The sequence below is a fragment of the Lentzea alba genome (assembly GCF_047445655.1).
GTDB lineage: Bacteria > Actinomycetota > Actinomycetes > Mycobacteriales > Pseudonocardiaceae > Lentzea > Lentzea alba_A.
This window is the reverse complement of sequence record NZ_JAJAEG010000006.1, coordinates 184,421-206,376: the sequence shown is the minus strand read 5'-3', so window position 1 is coordinate 206,376 and position 21,956 is coordinate 184,421. Positions and strand designations below refer to the sequence as shown.

Below are 21,956 nucleotides of genomic sequence, written 5' to 3'. Positions count from 1 at the left end.
GGTCTTGCGTTCAAGTTTGTACTGGCGTACTCACTACAGCGGTCGACGGTCCAGCAGGGGGAGATCCACAACATGGCCAGGTTCGTGGTCGAGATGGTGTTCGAGACAGCGGACGAGCGGTTAGGCGAGGTCCGGCCCGCTCATCGCAGGTACTGGGAGGACCTGGCCGCGCGCGGCGTGCTGCTGGGGGGCGGCCTTTACACCGACGAGTCGGGCGGGCTGATGCTGTGCGAGGCCGCGGACGACGCCGCGTTGCGCCGTTTGGTCGACGGAGACCCTTATGTGCGCGGGAAATTGGTGCGCAGCGTCAAGATTCGCGAGTGGCACGTGCTCGTCGGCGGGTTGAAGCTCCCGGTTGGACACGAGCCTGAGCCGCAGCAATTCGGTTTCACTATGGCTGCCGGGTCCAGTTCGCTGATCTCCCGGATCGAGAACGGCCCGCGCATCACGCGTGCCGCGGTGGCCGCTGGTCGCGCTCTCACGGCGCACGAGCACCGGATCGCCGCGCTGATCGTCGGCGGCAAGACCAACCGGGAGATCGCGGGCCAGTTCCGGGTCTCGGTGCGCGCGGTCGAGCTCCACATCACCAGCATCTACCGCAAGCTCGGCATCAACCGCAGGGCGCAGCTGGCGTCCGCACTGGCCGCCTGAGGGGACTGAGGATGAGGTTCGGCGTCAACATCCCCAACTACGGCGACCGTGCCGCGCCCGGCGAGATCCTGCGCTGGGTCCAGCACGTCGAACGGCTCGGCTACCACCTCGCCATGGTGTCCGACCACGTCGCGCTCACCCCGGAGGTGGAGCGGCTGTTCCCGGCGCCCTTCTACGACCCGTTCGCCACGCTGTCGTGGCTCGCCGGGCAGACGACCGGGATCGAGCTCGGTACGACCGTGATCGTGCTGCCGTACCGGCATCCGCTGGTGATGGCGCGGATGGCCGCGTCGATCGACCAGTTCAGCGGCGGCCGGCTGGTGCTGGGCGTGGCCGCGGGCTGGGCGCCGGGTGAGTTCGCCGCGGTGGGTGCCGACTACCGCTCGCGCGGCCGGATCGCGGACGAGTCGCTGCGCGCGATGAAGGCGTTGTGGGCCAACGACATAGCGAAGTCCGATGGCTCTTTTGTCCGGTTCGGCCCGGTGGCCACGGGGCCGAGGCCGGTGCGGCCGATCCCGGTCTGGGTCGGCGGGCACAGCGCCGGTGCGTTGCGACGGGCCGTGCTGCACGGCGACGCGTGGCATCCGACGTCCGTGCCGCCGGGCTATCTGGAGCAGCTCGGAATGCCGCAGCTCCGCCGGGTGTCCGAGCAGAAGGAGCGCCCAGTGCCCGCGCTGGCGCCGCGCATCAAGCTGCGGATCACCGCGCGGCGGTTGCCCGACCACGGCCGGATCCTCGGTGAGGGCACGGTCGACCAGCTTCGCGACGACCTCGGCGCGTTGGCCGAACTCGGTGCCACGCATGTAGTTCTGGATACGACATATCCGGGCGAGACCGTCCGCGAGCCCGCCGAGCACTACCTGGGGTTGCTCGAACTCGTGGCGTCGGAGATCGTTGATCTCGGCACCGGCCAACTGCGTTAGGTGGAGCCATGGGGGACCTGGACGTCCGCAAGCTGCGGATGCTGCGTGAGCTCGACGAACGCGGCACCGTCGCCGCGGTGGCACAGGCGCTGCACCTCACGCCGTCCGCGGTGTCGCAGCAACTCGTGGCGCTGTCGAAGGAAGCCGGCGTCCGCCTGATCGAACCGGTCGGCCGCCGCGTCCGCCTCACGGATGCCGCTCGTGTGCTGTTGAGGCGTGCCAACGAGATCTTCGCCGAGCTGGAACGGGTCCAGGCCGATCTTCTTGCGTACTCGGAAGGCTCGGTGGCCGAGGCACGTGTCGCGGGCTTCGCGGCCACGTTGTCCGGCCTCGTGCTGCCCGCCGTGCGCGAACTGCGCGACAGTCACCCCGGCGTCGTGGTGCGGCTGGTCGAGTCGGATCCGCCGTACTCGTTCGACCAGCTGATGCGCGGCGACGTGGACGTGGTGCTGAGCCTGGAGTCCAAGGACAGCCCGGCCGCCACCGATCGCCGCTTCCACCGGGTGGCGCTGCTGGCCGAACGCTTCGACGTAGCGTTGCCGGTGCACCACCCGCTCGCGCACGCGCCGGTCGTTCGGCTGGCGGACCTGTCGAGCGAGGCGTGGATCTTCTCCAACACGGGGACGTGCCGCGACATCTCGTTCGCCGCGTGCATCGCTGCCGGGTTCACGCCCGAGATCGTGCACCAGATCGGCGACTGGGAAGCGACGTTGGGCGCGGTGGCACTGGGGCTCGGCCTGGCCCTGGTGCCGAGGCTGATCAACGCGGGACCGCGCGAGGACGTGGTGATCCGGGTGCTCGACGCGGAGCAGCCCACCCGGCACGTGTTCGCAGCCGTGCGCAGGGGGAGTGAGGAAGCACCGCACCTGGCCGCGGTGCTGAGCGCACTGGAGGCCGCCGCCGAGCTCAAGGCGGCCCAGCGGGGCTGATCATTCAGTTTCCCTGCACGGTCGAGAGCACAAATTCTCGATGGACCTACCTCTACGCGCGTGTGAAGCTCGTTCTTGCCAACCACTTCGGTCTGGATTCCCGATGAGAAACAGGGATTACTGATGTCTGCTGCCGTGTCCAGGATGAGCCTGGTGAGGTTGATCGCGCTCGGCCTCATCTGGGGCTCGGTCTTCCTCTTCATCAAAATAGCCGGTTATGCGTTCTCGCCGGTGCAGATGGTGTTCGCCCGGCTGGTGCTCGGGGCGATCGTGCTGCTGCCGTTCGTGTACAGCAGGGGCGGACGGCTGCCGAAGGGCGGCGTGATCTGGGGCCACCTCGCCGTCGCTGCTTTGCTGGGCAACGCGATTCCGTGGGTGTTGTTCGCGTGGGGTGAGCAGACCGGGTCGTCGAGCGTCGCCGGCGTGGTCAACTCGACGACGCCGCTGTGGACGATTGTCGGTGCCTACGTCCTCGGGCAGGACCGCAAGGTGACCGCCACCAAGATCGGTGGCGTGGTGCTCGGCATGGTCGGCACGATCATCATCGCCGCACCGTGGAGCGCCGCGTCGGCAGGCAGCACGAGCAGCATCGTGGCATTCGTCGTCGGCACGGTCAGCCTCGGCGCGAGCTTCGCCTACATGGGCAAGTTCCTGGCAGGTCGCGGCATTCCGCCGCTCACCCTGGCGGCCTCCCAGCTGACGGCCGCGAGTGCGTTGTTGCTGGTGGCGATGCCGTTCGCCGGGTTGCAGCCGCTGCACCTGCGGGCGGACTCGCTGATCGCGATCGCCGTGCTCGGGCCGATCTGCACGGGTATCGCGTACGTCCTGAACTTCCAGCTGATCACCAAGGACGGCCCGACCGTCGCGTCCACCGTCACCTACCTGTTCCCGATCGTCTCGGTCGCGCTCGGCGCGCTCGTGCTCGGTGAGCCGGCGGGCTGGCCGCTCTACGTCGGGGCGCTCGCGTCCGTCGCCGGGGTGATGCTCGTCCGCCGCAAGCCCAAGGCGGTCGAAGCGCCTTCTCCCGCCCCGGCCCCCGCGGCGGCGAAGGCCTGACCCCCAGCCTTCCCCCGCCCGGCGAAGGGCCTCCCGGTTTTCGACCCGGGAGGCCCTTTTTCGTGTCCGTGTGGCAGAAATCCCCTTCGGTATCCCGAAGCGTTTTATGTATCAAGCAATTCTGCGGACTTCCGTAGTGAACTCCGGTCGGCGCGCTCATAACGTCGGCGTCATGGTCAATCCAACCGCTCCCCGACTGGGTGTCGTGGTGCCGTCAGGAAATGCGGCGGTGGAACCGGAGATCGCCGCTCTGCTGTTCGGTCACGTGAACGTCCACGCCACCCGTTTCCCGTTGTTCACCGAGTTCGAACAGCGGGAGCGGATCGAGAAGTACAACGAGGCGCTGGCACCCGCGATCGCGTCGTTCGGGCGGCTCGGCGCGCAGGCGATCGTCGCCGAGTGCAGCGGGTCGCACTACCTGCAGGGCCCGGAGCGCGAGCAGGAGTTCTGCGACGACCTGAGCGCGCGCTTCGGCGTCGAGGTCACGACCGTGACGCGGACCGTGCTCTCGGCGCTGGCGAGCATCAACGCCACCGAGGTCACGCTCGTCTCGCCGTACGCGCAGTGGCTCACCGACCTCTCGCGGTCGTACTGGGAGGCTGCCGGGATCAAGGTCCGCGACATCGTGAAAGTCCGGTCCAGCAAGGGTTTCTCGCCCTACGACGTCACCACCGACGAGTTGGTCGAGCAGGTCCGCGAGGCTGACCGACCGGCCGACGAGGTGCTGCTGATGACCGGCACCGGGATGTTCACGCTCGCCGCCCTGAAGGAGCTGAAGGCGGGCACCGAACGCACGATCCTCACCTCCAACCTGGCCACGGCCTGGTGGGCGCTCAGCAGGCTCGTGTCGGACGCGGTCGTGGACTGGCGGCTGGCACCGTGATCGCGGTCGTTGGCGCCGGCCCGGTCGGGCTCACCGCGGCACTGGTGTTGTCGCGTGCGGGCATCCCGGTGACGTTGCTGGAAAAGGGATCCGCGCTCGGCACGGCCTCGCGCGCCTCCACGTTCCACCCGGCGACGCTCGACCTGCTGGCCGGGCTCGGTGTGGCCCGTGACTTCATCGCGCAGGGCCGCGAGGTGCACGACCTGCAGTGGCGCAGTCGCAGCGGCTCGTTGCTGACGCGCATGGAGTACTCGACGATCGCCGACCGGACGGCGCACCCGTTCCGCCTGCACGCCGAGCAGACCGTGCTGACCCCGTTGCTGCTCAAGGGACTTCAGGCCGACGTTCGCTGGGACACCGAGGTTCTGGACGTTCGTCAGGACGCCGACGGCGTCGAGCTGGTCACGACCAACGGCACGATCAGCGCGTCCCACGTGATCGCGGCCGATGGTGCGCACAGCGCGGTCCGCACCCGGCTGGGTCTCGGCTTTCCCGGCCTGGAGTACCCGACCTACGCGTTGCGCGTCATCACGACCACGGAGCTGGACCGGTTGCTGCCGGGCCTCTCGCCGATGACGTACTTCCGCGACCCGGTGCAGTCGTGCAGCGTCCTCGGCCTGCCCGACCACTGGCGGGTCATCCTGCGCCTGCCGCACACCGCCGACCCGGACGACGTCCCGGTGGAGGCGTTGCTGCACAAGGCGTTGCCGACGATCGCCGATCGGATGGAGGTGCGCGACGCGCACTCCTACCGCACCTCGCGCCGCGTGATCGACAACTACCGGGTTGGACGCGTCCTCTTCGCGGGCGACGCGGCCCACCTCACCTCCACCGCCGGTGGCATGAACATGAACTGCGGCATCCACGACGCCGTGGACATCGCCACCGCCCTCTCTCGTGTGGTCAACGGCGACCACGGAAACGCACTGCTCGACGAAGCCGCGCAACGCCGCCGGAACGTGGTCACCGACCACGTCATCCCGCGCAGCGAAGCACGAGTGTCCGGAGTGGATGGACAAACGGGCTCTGTCGACGCCGCGGTGCGCCAGCTCGCCGCCACCGCAAGCGATCCCGCCAAAGCGGCGCAGTACCTCGTTCAGGCATCGATGCTCGACTCCGTTCCCAGGCTGGAAGGGTCCGTCGCCCCATGAAGATCTGGTTCCACAAGCACACCGTCGAAGGCAGACTGCCACTGCTCGACGAGTGGTACCGCAAGCATCTCGCCGAGGTCACCTCGCCCGGCACCGAGATCGTCATCAAGACGCTGCCGGAAGGCACCTACGACACCGAGACGCCGTTCGACCTGGTCAAGTTCGGCGCGCTGCAGATCCACTTCAACGCGCACTTCGCCCGTGGCGCGGTCGAGGCCGAACGTCAGGGCTTCGACGCGTGGGTGATCGCCGCCGGCCAGGACCCCGGTCTGCACGACGGCCGCGCGCAGACGTCGATCCCGACGCTGGGCTACGGCGAGACGAGCTTCTTCTACTCCGCGATGCTCGGCTACCGCTTCGGTGTCCTGGGCTTCATGCCGGCGTTGAAGGAGATCATCACCGAGAACATCGAGCGGTACGGGTTGAGCAGCCGTCTCGCCGCCTACGAGCTGGTCGACGACGGCCACGAGGCCGTGCGGCAGGCGTTGGACGGCGACTTCGACCGGTTCGTCGAGGTGTTCGACGTCGCCGCGAAGAAGGCGGTCGAGGCCGGCGCGCAGGTGCTCATCCCCGGTGAGGGCATTCCCGCCGAGATCTTCTGGCACCTCGGCACCAAGGAGCTGCACGGCGTCCCGGTGATCGACCCCGCCGGACTCCTTGTGCGCCAGGCGGAACTCGCGGTGCACCTCAGCCGGCTCGGCGTCGTGAACCGCTCCACGGCGGGCTACTGGTTCCGCCGCCCCGACGACGCGCTCACCGAGCACGTCGAGAACGTCTTCCTCGGCTCCGGAAAGGCAGTCTGATGTCGTCCCACTCCTTCTCGGCACAGTTCCCCGTCGCCCGTCCCCGCAGGCTGCGCCGCACGCCCGCGTTGCGCAGGCTCGCCACCGAGACCCGCCTGCACCCGAGCAACCTGATCCAGCCGCTGTTCCTGCGCGAGGGCATCGACCAGCCGCGCGAGATCAGCTCGATGCCGGGCGTCTACCAGCACACCCGCGAGTCGCTGCGCAAGGCGGCGGCCGAGGCCGTGAGCGCGGGCGTCGGTGGCCTGCTGCTGTTCGGCATCCCGCTGGAGAAGGACCCGCTGGGCCTCGGCGCGACCGACCCCGACGGCATCCTGCAGGTGGCGTTGCGCGACGTCGTGGAGGAGGTCGGTGACGCGACCGTCGTCATCGGCGACGTGAACCTCGACGAGTACACCGACCACGGCCACACCGGCGTGCTCGGCCCGGACGGCGACGTCGACAACGACGCCAGCATCGAACGCCTCGCGGACCAGGCCGTCGTGCAGGCGGAAGCCGGTGCGCACGTGATCGCGCCGAGCGCCATGATGGACGGCCAGGTCGGCAGGATCCGCGCGAAGCTCGACGCGGCCGGGTTCTCGCACGTGCCGATCATGGGTTACTCGGCCAAGTACGCCTCCGCGTTCTACGGCCCGTTCCGCGACGCCGTGGAGTCGTCGCTGAAGGGCAACCGCCGCGCGTACCAGCAGGTACCGGGCAACATCCGCGAGTCGCTGCGCGAGGTCGACCTGGACCTGGCCGAGGGCGCGGACTTCGTGATGGTCAAGCCCGCGGGCGCCTACCTCGACATCGTCCGGCTGGTCGCCGACCACGTCGACGTTCCCGTTGCGGCGTACCAGGTCTCCGGTGAGTACTCGATGATCGAGGCCGCTGCCGCGAAGGGCTGGCTCGACCGCGACCAGGTCGTGTTGGAGAGCCTCAACTCCATCCGGCGCGCCGGTGCGTCGATCATCATCAGCTACTGGGCGACCGAGTTCGCCACACGTCTGGAGCGGTGAGCGTGGGAGACGTCAAGCTGACCCTGCTGGGCATCAGCCACTCGTCGGCGCCGGTGGACGTGCTGGAGCGCGTCGTGATCTCCGGCGAGGACCTGGACGCCGTGCTCGGTGAGATCAACTCCGCGGACGAGTTCGGTGCCGTGTACGCGTTGTCGACGTGCAACCGGATGGAGTTCTACGTCGAGAAGCAGTCCGACAGCGCTCCCGCGTTGTTGCGTCAGAGGCTCGTCGAACGGCTCGGTCTGTCCGAAGAGGACGCTTCTCGCTTCCTGTACCAGCACGAGGGTGCGGACGCGGTGCGGCACCTGTACTCGGTGTCGAGCGGCCTGGAGTCGATCGTCATCGGCGAGGACCAGATCCTCGGCCAGGTCAAGGACGCGCTGGACCGGTCACGCCGCCTCGGCACCGCCGGTCCGCTGATCAACCAGCTGGTGCAGTCCGCGATCCGGATCGGCAAGCGGGTGCGGACCGAGACCGACATCAACCGGGCGGGGCGGTCTTTGGCCACGGTCGGGCTGTCGGCGCTGGAGCACGTTGTGGGCGCGATGGCCGGCAGGTCGGCACTGGTCGTCGGCGCGGGGGCGATGGCCGGTGTCGTCGTAGCAGCGTTGCGCGGCAGCGGTTTGGCGCGCATCGACGTGGCGAACCGCACGCCGGAGAAGGCTGCTCGACTGGCGGAGACGACCGGGGGCAACGGGTACGGGCTCGACGAACTGCCGTCGTTGCTCGCCCAGGTCGATCTCGTGGTGACCTGCATCGGTGGCACCGGGGCGTTGCTGACCGCTGCGGACGCGGAGGAGGCGGTGCGCAACCGCGCAGGCTCGCCGTTGTTCCTGCTCGACCTGGCGTTGCCGCGCAACATCGCCGGCGACGTGGCGAAGGTCGACGGGGTGTCGCTGGTCGACCTGGAGACGTTGGCGGGCAACGGCCCTGACGAGGCCGCACTGTCCAGTGTGGCGTCGGTGCGGTCGTTGATCGAGGGCGAGGTCGAGGGATTCCTCGCCGCGCAACGGGCCGCGAAGGTCGCGCCGGCGTTGGTGAAGCTGCGGACGGTCGCGTCGACGACCGCCGAGGCCGAGCTGGGCAGGTTGTTCCGGAAGGTGCCGGCGTTCGACGAGCAGCACCGCTCGGAGATCACGCTGTCGGTGCACCGGATCGTGGAGAAGGTGCTGCACGGCCCGACCGTGCGCGCCCGTGAGCTGGCTGGGGCGCCGGACGGCTCCAGGTACGTGGAAGTGCTGGGGAAGTTGTTCGACCTGGATGAGGTTGTCGCATGAGTGAGCTGTCCCTGTTGTGGAACGCCGAGTCGGTCGCCGTCATCGGCGCGACCGAGCGCGAGGGAGCGCTGGGCCGCAAGCCTGTCGCGTACCTGCAGCGGTACGGCTACCCCGGCCGGATTCTGCCGATCAACCCCAAGGGCGGCACGATCCTCGGCTACCAGGCCTACCCGTCGGTCCTGGAGGCACCGGGGCCGATCGACCTCGCGTTCATCGTGGTGTCGGCGGACCGCGTGCCCGCCGCCGTCGACGACTGCGTGGCCGCCGGGATCAAGGTCGCGATCATCGCGTCCTCCGGGTTCGCCGAGACCGGTGACGAGGGTGCGGCGCTGCAGGCCGAGACCGTGGCGCGGGCTCGTGCCGGTGGACTCCGCCTGATCGGCCCGAACTGCATCGGTGCCGTCGGATTCGGCAACAAGGTGATGGCGACGTTCTCGCCGCTGTTCTCGGCGGAGGCGGTCGTGTCGCTGGAGCCGGGTGGGCTCGGGATCGTCTCGCAGAGTGGCGCGTTGGGCTTCGGCGCTGCGTCGCTGGGCATCGAGCGCGGGCAGCGGCCGGGCTGGGTGATCACCACCGGCAACGACGCCGACGTGTCCGCGCTGGAGGTGCTGGCGGAGCTGGCTTCTGAGCCTTCGTGCACCGGGCTGCTGGGCTACCTGGAGAACGTGCCGGACGTGTCCGCACTGCGGTCGCTGGCCAACTCCGGCAAGCCCGTCGCGCTGCTGAAGTCGGGTCGTAGCGAGGAAGGCGGCCGCGCCGCGGCCTCGCACACCGGTGCGCTGGCGACGGACGACCGGGTGCTGGACGCGGCGCTGCGGCAGTTCGGGATCGTGCGGGCCGGGGACATCGACGAGCTGCTGGACGCGGGCGATGCCTTCGTGTCGCCGCGCCGACCGGCCGGTCCGCGGGTCGCGATCGTCACGACCTCGGGCGGTTCGGGCATCCTCGCCGCGGATGACGTGGTGGCGCAGGGACTTGAGCTGACGCCCCTGAAGGACGAGACGCGGGCTGCGCTCTCGGAGATCATCCCCAGCTTCGGATCGGCCGACAACCCGGTCGACATCACGGCCGCGGTGCTGAGCGACCCGTCGCTGTTCGACCGCTCGCTGGAGGTCATCGCCGCCGACGAGACCGTCGACATGATCATCGGCTGCTTCTGCGTGATGACCGACGGCGACGTGGACAAGGCCGTGCGGGCGCTGGCCAAGGTGGCGGAGAAGTCCGGCAAGCCGGTGCTGGTCTCCCGCACCGGCGCGGACTTCCTCGCCCCGAACGCCCGCGCGACGTTGCGGGAGGCCGGTCTGCCGGACTACCCGTCGCCCGCGCGCGCCGTTCGCGCCGCGGCTGCTCTGTGGCAGGTGAGCAAGCCGCGTGCTTCGGAGGTGTTGGCGGGCTTGGGGATCGAGACGCCTGCTGCTGAGCTGACCGAGCCGGAGCTCAAGGCGTTGCTGGCTTCGGCGGGTCTGTCGGTGCCGGTCGGGCGGGTGGTCGGTTCGGCCTCCGAGGCCAAGGCCGTGGTGGACGAGGTCGGCGGAACCGCCGTGTTCAAGGCGGTCGTTCCTGGGCTGGTGCACAAGACCGACGTCGGCGCGGTGAAGGTCGGCGTGTCTTCTGCCGACGCTGCTGCTGCGTTCGACGAGCTGTCCGCGTTCGGTGGGGCGGTGCTCGTCGAGGAACTGGTCGGCGAGGGCGTCGAGCTGATCATCGGCGTGCACACGTCCGACCTCGGTCCGGTCCTGACTCTAGGACTTGGCGGCATCTTCACCGAGGCACTGGACGACGCGACCTCGCGCCTGCTGCCGCTGGCACCGGGTGACGCTCTCGCCATGGTCGGCGAGCTGCGCGGCAAGGCGTTGCTCGACGGCGCGCGTGGCCGTGCGGCCGCGGACGTGCCGTCGCTGGTGCGGACGTTGGAGACCGTGGCCGCGCTGGTGTCCGGCTGGGAGGGCGGTTTCGAGCTCGACCTGAACCCCGTGCGAGTGCTTTCTTCCGGCACCAAGGTGCTGGACGCCGCGCACGTGATCGCGAAGGAGGCGTGACGTGACTCTGTCCATTGTGGATGTTGACCGGATCGGCGAGCCGGCGGCGGCTCCCGAGTCGGACGCGCTGTTCAGCCGCGCCCAGAAAACCGTGCCGGGCGGCGTGAACTCCCCGGTGCGGGCGTTCCGCGCGGTCGGTGGCACGCCGCGGTTCATGGCGAGCGGCAAGGGCGCGTACCTCACCGACGCCGACGGCCGCGAGTACGTCGACCTGATCTGCTCGTGGGGCCCGATGATCCTCGGCCACGCCCACCCCGCGGTCCAGGAGGCCGTGTACGACGCGATCGCCCACGGCACGTCGTTCGGCACGCCGACCTTGAACGAGGTCCTGCTGGCCGAGGAGATCGTGGCCCGCGTGGACCCGGTCGAGTCGGTGCGCCTGGTCAGCTCCGGCACCGAGGCCACGATGTCCGCGATCCGCCTGGCCCGCGGCTTCACCGGCCGCACCAAGGTCATCAAGTTCGCGGGCTGCTACCACGGCCACGTCGACGCCCTGCTGGCCGCGGCAGGCTCCGGCGTCGCCACGTTCGCCCTGCCGGACACTCCGGGCGTCACGGGCGCACAGGCCAGCGACACGATCGTGTTGCCCTACAACGACCTGGACGCTGTCAAGGCCGCTTTCGCCGCGAACCCGGACACGATCGCATGCGTGATCACCGAGGCGTCGCCGGGCAACATGGGCGTCATCCCGCCCGCACCCGGCTTCACCGCGGGCCTGCGCGCGCTGACGTCCGCTCACGGCGCGTTGCTGATCTCCGACGAGGTCATGACGGGCTTCCGCCTCTCGCGCGCCGGCTGGTACGGCCGCGAGGGTGTGGCAGCCGACCTCTTCACCTTCGGCAAGGTGATGGGCGGCGGCTTCCCGGCGGCAGCGTTCGGAGGCCGCGCGGACGTGATGGCCCATCTGGCCCCGGCCGGCCCGGTGTACCAGGCGGGCACGCTGTCCGGGAATCCCGTTGCCACGGCGGCAGGTCTCGCCACCCTGCGGCACTGCACGCCCGAGGTGTACACGCACCTCGACGCGACGGCGACCGTGGTCGGCGCGCTCATCTCGGACGCTCTCGCCCGCGAGGGCGTGGCGCATCAGTTGCAGCACAGCGGGAACATGTTCTCGGTGTTCTTCGCCTCGGAGCCGGTGACCGACTTCGAGCAGGCCAAGGCCAGTGAGACGTTCCGGTACAACGCGTTCTTCCACGCGATGCTGAACCAGGGCGTCTACCTGCCGCCGTCGGCTCTGGAGTCGTGGTTCCTGTCCGCTGCGCACGACGACAGCGTGCTGGACCGGATCGCCTCGGCGCTGCCGCTGGCCGCGAAGGCCGCGGCTTCTGCGTGATCGACGAAAAGGGGGATGCCGGGTGCGGCATCCCCCTTTTTTCGCGTGCTCAGACCTTCGCGGTGACCTCGACGTCGACGTTGCCGCGGGTGGCCTTGGAGTACGGGCAACGCCGGTGCGCCTGACCGACGAGGTCATCGGCCTGCTCCTGGGAAAGACCAGGCAGGGTGGCCACGATGCGCGCGCCGAGGTGGTAGCCGTCGTCGCCCTTCACCAGGTCGACCGAGACCGTGACGGTGCTGTCGGTGAGGTCGGCGGAGGCGTTGCGGGCGACCAGGCGCAGTGCGGAGTGGAAGCACGCGCCCCAGCCGGCCGCGAAGAGCTGTTCGGGGTTCGTGCCCTCGCCGCTGCCGCCGACCTCCTTGGGGGCGGCCAGGTTCAGGTCGAGCGCGCCGTCGGAGGACGTTGCCGCGCCCTTGCGGCCGTCGCCGCTCGACGTCACGTCCGCCGTGTAGACCACAGACATTCTCGTTGCTCCTCTGAGGATCGTTTTGCCGCCGAAGCTAGGTCGGCATCCGGGCAAGGGCACTACGGGACCGCGTAGGGACATCGCGCGCGAGCGTGGGAAGGGTGGGCAGCGTTCACGTACTTGAGTTCTTGGAGGGGCTGTGCCTGGTCCGTTGGAAGGCGTGCGGGTGCTGGAGATCGGCGGGTCGGTGGCCGGGGCGTTCGCCGCGACCGTGCTCGCCGACCTCGGGGCGGACGTGCTGCGCATCGACCGCGCGGCTCAGGTGCCGGACGCGCCCGTTGAACCGCCGGCTGACCCGTTGGCGCGAGGCAGGCGTTCTGTCGCGGTCGACCTGAAGCACCCGGACGGTCCCGCGGTGGTGCTGGATCTGGTGGCACAGGCCGATGTGGTCGTGGAGGGTGGCCGGCCCGGCAGTGCGGAGAAGCTCGGCATCGGGCCCGAGACCGCCTTGCAGCGCAACCCGAAGCTCGTCTACGGCCGCGTCACGGGCTGGGGCCAGGACGGTCCGCTGGCGCGGCGGGCGGGGCACGACATCACGTTCCTCGGCGTCACGGGTGCGTTGTCGGTGCCCGGTCAGGCCCCGGCCACGCCGCCACCGTACTACCTGTCGAGCTTCGCGGGCGGCGCGCTGCAGCTGGTGATCGGGATCCAGGCGGCGCTGTTGGAGCGCAACAACTCCGGGCAGGGGCAGGTGATCGACGCGGCGATGGTCGAGGGCACTGCGCTGCTGTCGGTGCTGGTCGACCAGTGGCGCAACACCCCCGGCCGGGTCACGGTCGTCGACGCTCCGTTCTACACGACCTACGAGTGCGCGGACGGGCGGTTCCTGTCGGTCGGTGCGGTGGAGCCGCACTTCTACCGCGAACTCCTGGACAAGCTCGGTCTGGGCGAAGACCTGCCCGGCCAGTACGACGAGTCGGGCTGGCCGGTGCTGGCGGAGAAGATCGGCGAGGCGTTCCTGTCCCGCGACAGCACGGAGTGGGAGAAGGTCTTCGCCGACTCGGATGCTTGTGTGGCACCGGTTCTGACCCCGGCCGAGGTCGCCGGGCACCCGCACCTGCAGGCTCGTGGCTCGTTCGTGGAGGTCGGTGGGCAGCACCAGCCCGCACCCGCGCCTCGCTTCTCACGGTCGCAGAGGGTCGTCCCGGCAGCCGCGCCGTACGTGGGTCAGCACACGACGGATGCGTTGCAGGACTGGGGAGTTGACGGATGGGCGGGCAGCACGGCGGTTCGGGGCGTCTGAGATGACGGGGAATCGGCGGGCATCCGGCGCGGAGACCCGGAGCGTGTGATGCGCCGGGTCCTCACCCTCCTGCCCGGCATGGTGGCGCTGGGCCTGGACGCGTACGTCGTCGCCGGCGTGCTGCCCCAGCTCAGCGCCTCCCTGAACCAGCCGGTGCCCGCGGTCGGCCAGCTCGTCACCGTTTTCACGCTGTCGTACGCACTTCTCTCGCCGATCGCCGCAACCCTGGTTACCGGCAAGCCGATGCGCACCGTGCTCCTCGCCGCGCTGGCCGTCTTCACCCTCGGCAACGCCCTGAGCGCCGTCGCCGAGTCCCTCGCGTTCCTGTTGCTGTCACGGGTGATCGCGGGTTTCGGCGCCGGCCTCTACTCACCGATGTCCGCCGCCACCGCAGCCGCCCTGGTGCCGAAAGAGCGCCGCGGCCGAGCCCTCGCCCTGATCACCATCGGCCTGAGCTCCGGCACGGTCGCGGGCGTGCCGCTCGGCCTGCTGCTCGCGGACCACGTCGGCTGGCGCGGCACGTTCTGGCTGGTCACCGCACTGGGAGTCACAGCGATGATCGGCGTGAGAACCCTCCTGCCGGACATCCCGCCCGCCGCCCCTCCGTCACTCAAAGCACGTCTCAGCGTCCTGGCCGACCGGCACGTCCTGTCGATCGTGCTGGTGACGGTGTTCTCCACGCTGACCAGCCTCGGCACCTACACCTACATCGCGCCGATCCTGGGCCGCGACAACGTGACGATCTACCTGGTGATCTGGGGCTTCGGCGGCCTCGTGGGCAACCTCCTCACCGGCGTGGTGATCGACCGCTGGCGCGACACCAGGACGTTGATGGGCGTGCTGCTCACCGTGATGGGCGTGAGCCTGGCCCTGCTGCCCGTCGGCCCGCCCGGCCTGCTGATCTTCCTGTGGGGCGCGAGCGCGTGGAGCTGCCCGGCCACGCAGCAGCACCGGGTGATGGCGGCCAGGCCACAGGAAGGCCCGGTCGCCGTGTCCCTCAACGCTTCCGCCATCTACCTCGGCTCGTCGCTGGGCGCGGGGCTCGGCGGCATGGTGCTCGCGAGCGGGGGAGCACCCACCGTGCTGCCGTACGTTTTCGGTGGCCTGGCGGTGGTCGCGGCGGTGCTCAACCACCTGATCACCGCCAGGCCGGTGCTCAGCAGCGCCTGATCCGCACAGCCCCGTTGCTCGACTCCACGATCGCGAAGTTCAGCCGGTCCGGGTCCGCCGAACCGATGTTGACCCGCACCTCGGCGTTGATGTTGATGTTGCGCCGTTCACCGCACGGCGCCCACTGCACGTCGGACGAGTTGGGGTGGTAGTTCGTCTCCCAGCTGTCGCTGAACGGCCCGGTGAACGGGTGGCTCACCGCCGCCGTCGCCGACGAGCCCTGCAGGTAGGTGCTGACCCTGTTCAGAGCGCTCGCACCGTCCTGCAGGTGCGTGTAGCCCTCGTACGAAGTCCTCGCCAGGCCGTAGGTCCAGCCCTGCGGCACGTTCACCCGCAGGTTGATCTGGCAGTTCTTGCGCAGGTCGAGAGGCGACGAGCCACCTCCCGCCCGTGCCAGGAACGTGTGGTAGCCGACGCTGAATGTTCTGCCTTCGGTCTTCACGTCCGCGTCCCCGGCCGGGCAACCCGATCCGTTGACCGTCACGACCTCGATGGCCGGTGCGGGTTCTTCGGCCGTGTCGGCGGGAATAACCGAGGACAAAGCGAATAGTGCTGCCGCTGCCGTGCTCAGCATGAGGAACCTCTCTGGGGGTCCGTGCTCGAGTGGCGGCGGCAGCACCAGACGCTAGCGGTGAACTACCTGACGTTTCCCTGACGATTCTCTCTAAACCGGGATCAGCTCCCATTGCTGGTTGGCGTTGTCACCGATGTGGCAGCCCCACTGGTACACCGGAACGCCCTCGGCGGTGCTGGTGTGCGGGACGTCGACGCAGCGGTCGGTGTCGTGTGCGCGGATCTCGTAGTACCGGCCACCGCGCCAGTTGAGCCGCCAGTTCTGCTGCGGCGCGTTGTAGCAGGACCAGCTCACGACGCCGACGGTGTCGCGGCCGGAGTTGCCCCACAGGTCGAGGCAGCCGTTCGTGAGGTTCCTGACCTTCGTGACGGTGCCGCCGCTGTTCAGCACCCACTTCTGGGTGGCGTGCCCGGCGCACGTCGCCTGCAGGATCGCCGCACCGTCACCGGTTCCGGCCGCCGTCAGGCATTTGCGGCTGTGCTTGGCCACGAGCGTGTACGTGGGTTCTGCGGACTCGGCGACGACCGGAGTGCCGAACAACGGCACGAGCACGAGCAACGTGCCCGCACGACGCATCCACTGGTTCATGGTTCTCCCCCTTGCGGTTGGTGGAACTGGACGGCACCAAGGTCGGGGGAACGATCCGTCCGGCGCGTGAGTAGGCCACTACTCAACTTGCGCGACTACCCCGTTCGGATGGTTCTCGCAGCGGAGGGTGATCGGGCGGTTACGCAACAGCTTCGGTGGGCGATTGAACGGTGTGGAGAACATCTGGCCGCTGACCGGGCGCGCCGAAGAGCTCGAACTCCTCGAGAGCCTGTGCGGATCGGATCGGCGGGGCGTCGTGCTCTGCGGGCCGGCCGGTGTCGGCAAGACTCGGCTGGCGACCGAGCTCTCCGAACGCGCGCGGGCCCGTGGTTTCGTGGTGGAACGGGTGACCGCGAGCCGATCGATGTCCGGGATCGCGTTCGGCGCGTTGATCCACCTCATCCCGGTGGCCGCGGACGCGACCGACGGCACGGTCGAGCTGATGCAGGGCCTGCGCGACGCCTTGAGCCACGGCGACCGCCCGGTGTTGCTGCTCGTGGACGACGGCCACCTGCTCGACGACGCCTCGGCGACCGTGATCCACATGCTCGCCGCGACCGGTGCGGCCTTCGTCGTCGTCACGGTTCGGGCTCGCGAACCCGTCCCGGAAGCCTTGACGACGCTGTGGAAGGACGGCCTCGCCGCACGGCTGGAGCTGCAACCGTTGTCCCGCACGGAAACCGCGGAGATGCTGGCGGCGGGGCTGAACGGTCAGGTGAGCCGCCTGACCGCGAACCGGCTGTGGCACGCGACCCGCGGCAACGTGCTGTTCCTGCGCGAACTGGTGCGCGCGGGGCGGGAGTGCGGGCGGCTGGCGTTGCGGGGCGAGGTGTGGAGCTGGGACGGCGACATCGCGTTCGGGGAACGGTTGTCCGAGCTGATCGAGGCCCGGCTGGTCGGCCTGACCGCGGCCGAACGCGCGGTGCTGGAGGTGCTCGCCGTCGGCGAACCGCTCGAGCTCGCGTTCCTGCCCCACAAGGAGCTCTCCTCGCTGGAAGAACGCGGCCTGGTCGCCGCGACCGCGCACGACGGGCGGGTCACGCTCCGGCTGGCGCACCCGCTCTACGGCGAGTCGCTGCGAGCCCGCCTGGGAACGTTGCGGCGCAGGGCAATCCTCGCCGGGCTCGCCGAAAAGCTCGCTGGCACAGGCACTCGGCGCCGCGGAGACCTGATCCGGTTGGCCGGCTGGAGCCTCGACGGCGGCCGGCCGCTCGATCCCGCCACGATGCTGGCCGCCGCCCACGAGGCCCGGCACGTGTTCGACCACCGGACGACCGAGCGGTTCGCCCGCAACGCGGCGGAGAACGGCGGCGGCCCGGACGCGCACCTGCTGGTGGCGGACGCGTTGTACTGGCAGTGCCGGCACGACGAGGCCGCGCGGGTGCTGGACCTGGTGCCCGACGACGTGCCGAACCCGTGGCGCGCCATCGTGTCCGCTTCGAACCTGTTCTGGGGACTCGGCGAGACGGACGCGGCCGAGAAGGAACTTCTTGCCGCACAAGAACGTGTGGGCCCGAGCGCGGAACACGACGAGTACGCCGCACACCGGGCGTCGATCGTGATGTTCAACGGTCGCGCGCACGAGGCTCGTGCGGTCGCGGAGGCCGTGCTGACTTCGCCGAACGCCACGGATCTCGGTCGTGCGCGGGCGTTGCAGGCACTGATCCCGGCGCTGGCGTTGATCGGCAGGACGGACCGCGCGATCGAGATCGCCGAGGCCGGGATCAGCTTCGCCCGCAACGCCACCGCGGACGTGCCGTGGTCGGTGAACTACCTGCAGGCCGGGCAGGCGACCGCGTTGTGGCTGGCAGGGCGCCTCACCGAGATGCACGCACTCGCGCAGGAGGGCTACACGGCCGCCACGAGCCGCCGCACGGACGACGTGCGCGGGTTGTGGGCGACGTTGCTGGGCCGCGCGTTGCTGGCCAAGGGCCAGGTCGCGTCGGCCCGCCGCCAGTTCGCCGAGGCCGCGGACCTGTTGCGGCAGCACGACTTCGGCAGCCTGCTGTCGTGGTGTCACGCGAGCCACGCGATGGCTGCGGCGTGGCTGGGTGATCTCGACGCCGCCTCCAGCCTGCTGGAAGCCGCACGACAGGCGAAGCAGCCGATGGTCCGCACGCACGACTCCGAGATTCTCCTTGCGGAGGCGTGGATCGCGGCCATGAGCGGCGAACGCAGCCGTGCCGAACGCCTCGTGCGCAGCGCAGCGGACACGGCTGCGGCACGAGGGCACCGGGCGTTGGAAGCGCTGGCGTTGCACGACGGGATCCGGCTCGGCGTGCCGGGGTTGCGGCACCGGCTCACCACACTGGCCGAGCAGGTCGACGGCGAGATGACGCGGTGCTTCGCCGCCCACGCGACGGAAACGGACCTGCTCGCCGTGTCGAAGCGGTTCGAGGCCCTCGGCGCCACGCTGCTGGCCGCTGAAACAGCCGCGCAAGCAGGCACTTTCAGCCGGGCCCGCGCCCTGGCGTCGCGGTGCGAGGGCGCGCGCACCCCGATCCTGCGCACGCTCGACGAGTCACCCGTCGTCGCCGCCATGACCAGCCGCGAACGGGAGATCGCCGAACTCGCCGCCCGCGGCCTGAGCAACCAGGAGATCTCCGACCGGCTCACGCTGTCGATCAGGACCGTCGGCAACCACCTGACCAGGCTCTACGGCAAGCTCGGGCTGCGGCGCGACGACCTGCCCGGCCTGTTCGACCTGGATTGAGCAGCCGGCTACGGCTTGAACGGCGCCAGTTCCTCCTCGACCCCGGGCCGCACGATCACGCAGGTCGACTCCGGGACCTCCTGCCACGCGCCCACCAGGTCGCCCAGCGGCTCGGACACGACGAGCCGCGAGTCGTCCGCGAGGTTGTGCAGCGCCGGGTTGTCCGGGTATTGACGGCGCAACGTCGACACGTCGGTGCTGTGGAAGAGGCTCCGCGACTTGCCGCGGCTGGAGTAGCGGAACGCCCAGGTCGTGGAGCCGTCCGTGGTCGCGACGGTCATCTGGACCGGGTACTCGACGCCCGCGCGCCGCCCGACGTCCTCGACGAACCCGACCATGCGCGCCACGGCCCCCAGCGGGTCCTGCTCCAGCCCGAAGCTGACCGCGAGGTAGAACATGATCTCGGAGTCCGTCGAGCCCTCGATCAGCGGGAACAGCTCCGGGTCGATCGCCAGCGTCAGCTCGCGCCGCACCAGCGGGAACTTCGCCACCAGGCCGTTGTGCATCCACAGCCAGTTGCCGTGCCGGAACGGGTGGCAGTTCGACCGCTGCACCGCCCCGCCCGTCGACGCCCGGACGTGCGCGAACACCCGGTCGACCGTGATCTGCGCGGACAGTTCGCGCAGGTTGCGGTCGTTCCACGCGGGTTCGGTGCTCAGGAAGAGGCCGGGCGTGCTCGTGCTGCCGTACCAGCCGATGCCGAACCCGTCGCCGTTGACCGCCGTCGCACCGAGGCGCGCGTGCTTGCTCTGCATCACCAGCGAGTTCTCCGGCGCGTAAAGCAGCTCCTCCAGCAGCACCGGCGAACCGGAATAGGCGAGCCACCGGCACATGTCGAAACCTCCTCAGACCCAGCGCTACATGGGAACACGTACCGCACCTGAAATGCGAGGTTTGCTCCGGCGTGCCTTTCTCGGGCAGCATGACGGGCGTGACGGTTCCCCCCGGCTTACGACCCCCGGCGTACCAGCAGCATTTCGAGACCATCGAAACGCAGGTGCCCGTGCAGCGGATCGAGCCGGTCGAACCGCGCGAGGAGCGCGAGGATCGCCACGACATCGCGATCATCGGGCCGATCGCGGCTCTGGTGCTGGCGCTCACGATCTGCACCCTGATCCTGGACCACCCCGCCGCCCGCGCGGTCGCCGCCGGGCTCGCGACGTTCGGCCTGATCGTGTCCGTGATCCTGATGCTGATGGGCAAGCGGCCCCAGCCGGGCCGGCACGTGGCGCGGCACGCCATCGACCGGGAGCGGTGACCGGAGGCTGGCACCCCCGGCCACCGAACTTTCTCCCGAGCACGTCCAGAGTCACCCAGTCCGCGGTTCGGGCGGGCGCGGTGAAAGCGCACCGCACGTCACAGTATTCGGCCTGTACCGCCGCAGGTGTTCATCCAGCGCGTCCATGTCAACCCGGCGGCGCCCACCTGCGCGTCCACTCCGTCCACGACCGGGGTGGGACGTTCACTCCGACGTTCGTGAACGGCGCTGGACGCCCGTGAACGGTCCGCGACTGTCCACAGTCGTCGCGACACGCCCGTTCTCGCTGGTACGCCTCACTTTTCTCGGTGCAACATGTGTCCGCACGCTCCGTGCAGGCAGTCATCACTCAGCGGCTGGCACCGCCTGATGAGACCGCACGGGGCCGTTCCAGAGTCACCGAACGATCGGACGAACCAATGTTGTTCGAGTTCAACCTGCCCTCGTTGCGCAAGCTGTCGGCGCACACCAGCCCGTTGCTGGGCAACATCACCCTGATCTGGGCGATGAGCGAACGCGGGCACAGCGCGAGCGTCGTCCTGGAGACCGTCGTGATCGTCAACGCGATCGTGGTCGGCTTCGTCGTGCTGTCCCAGCTGGGCCGGCAGCCGCGGTCATGACGGCACCCGACACCGCCGCCGGTCTGGCGGCAGCGCTGAAGGCCGATGTGGTCCGCCGCTGGAACCTCGCCGGCAGACCCACCGCGGCCAGGCTCGCCGCCACCAGCGGGCACGACGCCGGCCTGTTCCGGGACTTCCTGGAGGGCCGGCCGGGCTTCAACCCCCACCGGCAGTGGCTCGCGATGAACGACGCGCTGCCCGCGTCCGACGAGCACGACCGGAAGTTCAAGGCGGCCGTGGCGCGGTGGCTGCGCGAGGTCAGCGGACCGCCCACCCAGCCGTCGTTGCGGCCGGTGCGGGCCAAGTCCAGCAGGTCCTGCACCCCGTTGCAGGGACCCGATCCGCTGGTCGTGGCGCAACGGGTGAACTCGGCGCAGCAGTTCAACCACCAGCTGCGGCGGCTGATGATCCAGACCGGGACCTCGTTCACCGACATCGGCCGTCGCAGCGACAACCTGCCGCGCAGCACCGCGCACCACATGGTCAACCAGGAGCGATTACCGCTGCGGGAGGAGCAGATCCGCGCGTTCGTCGGGGCCTGCGGCGTCGGCGACGAGGGTCAGGACGAGTGGGTCGCGGCCTGGCGCGAGGCTCGCGCCCGCCTCTCCGGTGCTTCTGTTGCGCCCCAACCGGTCCGGCGGCGGCGTCGGGACAAGGTGCTCTTCACCGTCACGATCACGACGCCACGGCGCGGGCGGGCGTGCACGGTGACCGCCGCGCGGGCCGGCCGGGCCGCGCTGTTCGTGGTCGTGCTGGCGTTGTGCTTGATCACCGCGCTGGCTTCCGCACCACTCGGGGAATTCGCCGGGTGAGCCTTTTTGTTGTCGTGCCCACCAAACAACTGCTTTGTGTGGGAGCAGGCCCTGTTCCCGCAGGGCCTGCTCCCGATGTCCCGTGCCGCGTCCGGATCCTTTGCAGAAGATGCAGGCAGGGCCGGGAGTTTCGAGGAGGCGTGAGCGAATTCGCTCATTGCCGCCCGGACGTTACACGCTTGCACGGCCGTTTCGGTTCGGTTGTCGGCGTACTTGACCGGCTGCAACGCCTCTACCTGCGACTTCTCTGGATTCCTTACCGGATCGTGTGACAGGCATCCGGATGAATCGTTTTCTGAGTTACCGGTCAGTGTTCACGGAGCGCAGGTACGGCATGTCGATTTCTTCGGTGGCTCACCGAGGTGTACTGTCACGATCCTCTCGCGCGGGCGAGTGGTATTCCCGTGCCACTTCCGAGCAAGTGCGAGAGGTTGCGTCCGGATCCTTTGCAGAATGTGGAGCAAAT

21 protein-coding genes are annotated in these 21,956 nt (G+C 69.6%); 17 read left to right on the top strand and 4 right to left on the bottom strand.

Features of this window, described 5'->3' with window-relative positions; translation table 11 throughout:
- Window positions 1-72 precede the first annotated feature (72 nt).
- From LFM09_RS11940 to hemL, 11 genes are all read left to right on the top strand, one after another.
- Window positions 73-651, top strand: a complete 579-nt coding sequence (locus LFM09_RS11940; RefSeq protein WP_414096442.1) for a LuxR C-terminal-related transcriptional regulator — start codon at window positions 73-75, stop codon at window positions 649-651.
- 11 nt (window positions 652-662) lie between these two features.
- Window positions 663-1,574, top strand: coding sequence for a TIGR03619 family F420-dependent LLM class oxidoreductase (locus LFM09_RS11935; protein ID WP_414096441.1), 912 nt, complete (start codon window positions 663-665; stop codon window positions 1,572-1,574).
- A gap of 8 nt (window positions 1,575-1,582) precedes the next feature.
- Window positions 1,583-2,503, top strand: a complete 921-nt coding sequence (locus LFM09_RS11930) for a LysR family transcriptional regulator (protein WP_414096440.1) — start codon at window positions 1,583-1,585, stop codon at window positions 2,501-2,503.
- A gap of 123 nt (window positions 2,504-2,626) precedes the next feature.
- Complete coding sequence (locus LFM09_RS11925) at window positions 2,627-3,559, top strand: DMT family transporter (protein WP_414096439.1); 933 nt, start codon at window positions 2,627-2,629, stop codon at window positions 3,557-3,559.
- A 172-nt stretch (window positions 3,560-3,731) separates the two neighbouring features.
- On the top strand, window positions 3,732-4,442 hold the full coding sequence (locus LFM09_RS11920; RefSeq protein ID WP_414096438.1) for a hypothetical protein: 711 nt from the start codon (window positions 3,732-3,734) through the stop codon (window positions 4,440-4,442).
- Window positions 4,439-5,593, top strand: a complete 1,155-nt coding sequence (locus LFM09_RS11915) for an FAD-dependent oxidoreductase (RefSeq protein WP_414096437.1) — start codon at window positions 4,439-4,441, stop codon at window positions 5,591-5,593. The genes LFM09_RS11920 and LFM09_RS11915 overlap by 4 nt, the downstream gene beginning before the upstream one ends.
- Window positions 5,590-6,396, top strand: coding sequence for an aspartate/glutamate racemase family protein (locus tag LFM09_RS11910; protein ID WP_414096435.1), 807 nt, complete (start codon window positions 5,590-5,592; stop codon window positions 6,394-6,396). The genes LFM09_RS11915 and LFM09_RS11910 overlap by 4 nt, the downstream gene beginning before the upstream one ends.
- A complete protein-coding gene (gene hemB / locus LFM09_RS11905; RefSeq protein WP_414096434.1) occupies window positions 6,396-7,394 on the top strand; it encodes a porphobilinogen synthase in 999 nt (332 codons plus the stop codon). Before LFM09_RS11910 ends, hemB begins: the two co-directional genes overlap by 1 nt.
- 2 nt (window positions 7,395-7,396) lie before the next feature.
- On the top strand, window positions 7,397-8,671 hold the full coding sequence (gene hemA / locus LFM09_RS11900; protein ID WP_414096432.1) for a glutamyl-tRNA reductase: 1,275 nt from the start codon (window positions 7,397-7,399) through the stop codon (window positions 8,669-8,671).
- Window positions 8,668-10,710: an acetate--CoA ligase family protein gene (locus LFM09_RS11895; RefSeq protein WP_414096431.1), complete on the top strand. Its 2,043-nt coding sequence runs from the start codon at window positions 8,668-8,670 to the stop codon at window positions 10,708-10,710. The genes hemA and LFM09_RS11895 overlap by 4 nt, the downstream gene beginning before the upstream one ends.
- A 1-nt stretch (window position 10,711) precedes the next feature.
- Window positions 10,712-12,043: a glutamate-1-semialdehyde 2,1-aminomutase gene (gene hemL, locus LFM09_RS11890; protein ID WP_414096430.1), complete on the top strand. Its 1,332-nt coding sequence runs from the start codon at window positions 10,712-10,714 to the stop codon at window positions 12,041-12,043.
- A gap of 49 nt (window positions 12,044-12,092) precedes the next feature.
- On the opposite strand, the gene LFM09_RS11885 is transcribed toward hemL, so the two are convergent.
- A complete protein-coding gene (locus tag LFM09_RS11885) occupies window positions 12,093-12,509 on the bottom strand; it encodes an organic hydroperoxide resistance protein (protein ID WP_414096429.1) in 417 nt (138 codons plus the stop codon).
- Window positions 12,510-12,651: 142 nt separating this feature from the next.
- Between LFM09_RS11885 and LFM09_RS11880 the strand changes: the two genes are divergently transcribed.
- Window positions 12,652-13,755, top strand: a complete 1,104-nt coding sequence (locus LFM09_RS11880) for a CaiB/BaiF CoA transferase family protein (protein ID WP_414096428.1) — start codon at window positions 12,652-12,654, stop codon at window positions 13,753-13,755.
- Between the two features lie 48 nt (window positions 13,756-13,803).
- Complete coding sequence (locus tag LFM09_RS11875) at window positions 13,804-14,925, top strand: MFS transporter (protein WP_414096427.1); 1,122 nt, start codon at window positions 13,804-13,806, stop codon at window positions 14,923-14,925.
- Here the strand turns inward: LFM09_RS11875 and LFM09_RS11870 are convergent.
- Together LFM09_RS11870 and LFM09_RS11865 are read right to left on the bottom strand one after the other, a co-directional pair.
- Window positions 14,912-15,499 carry a DUF4360 domain-containing protein gene (locus LFM09_RS11870; protein WP_414096425.1) on the bottom strand — a complete coding sequence of 196 codons (588 nt, stop codon included), beginning with the start codon at window positions 15,497-15,499 and terminating at the stop codon, window positions 14,912-14,914. The two genes, LFM09_RS11875 and LFM09_RS11870, sit on opposite strands and share 14 nt — an antisense overlap.
- 90 nt (window positions 15,500-15,589) lie before the next feature.
- Window positions 15,590-16,087, bottom strand: a complete 498-nt coding sequence (locus LFM09_RS11865; protein WP_414096424.1) for an RICIN domain-containing protein — start codon at window positions 16,085-16,087, stop codon at window positions 15,590-15,592.
- A gap of 172 nt (window positions 16,088-16,259) precedes the next feature.
- Between LFM09_RS11865 and LFM09_RS11860 the strand changes: the two genes are divergently transcribed.
- Window positions 16,260-18,800, top strand: a complete 2,541-nt coding sequence (locus LFM09_RS11860; RefSeq protein WP_414096593.1) for a LuxR C-terminal-related transcriptional regulator — start codon at window positions 16,260-16,262, stop codon at window positions 18,798-18,800.
- Between the two features lie 8 nt (window positions 18,801-18,808).
- On the opposite strand, the gene LFM09_RS11855 is transcribed toward LFM09_RS11860, so the two are convergent.
- Complete coding sequence (locus LFM09_RS11855; protein ID WP_414096423.1) at window positions 18,809-19,633, bottom strand: class II glutamine amidotransferase; 825 nt, start codon at window positions 19,631-19,633, stop codon at window positions 18,809-18,811.
- Between the two features lie 71 nt (window positions 19,634-19,704).
- Here LFM09_RS11855 and LFM09_RS11850 point away from each other — a divergent pair, with 71 nt between their 5' ends.
- From LFM09_RS11850 to LFM09_RS11840, 3 genes are all read left to right on the top strand, one after another.
- Complete coding sequence (locus tag LFM09_RS11850) at window positions 19,705-20,058, top strand: hypothetical protein (protein ID WP_414096422.1); 354 nt, start codon at window positions 19,705-19,707, stop codon at window positions 20,056-20,058.
- Window positions 20,059-20,477: 419 nt separating this feature from the next.
- Window positions 20,478-20,678, top strand: coding sequence for a hypothetical protein (locus tag LFM09_RS11845; RefSeq protein WP_414096421.1), 201 nt, complete (start codon window positions 20,478-20,480; stop codon window positions 20,676-20,678).
- Window positions 20,675-21,490: a hypothetical protein gene (locus LFM09_RS11840; protein WP_414096420.1), complete on the top strand. Its 816-nt coding sequence runs from the start codon at window positions 20,675-20,677 to the stop codon at window positions 21,488-21,490. Before LFM09_RS11845 ends, LFM09_RS11840 begins: the two co-directional genes overlap by 4 nt.
- Window positions 21,491-21,956 lie beyond the last annotated feature (466 nt).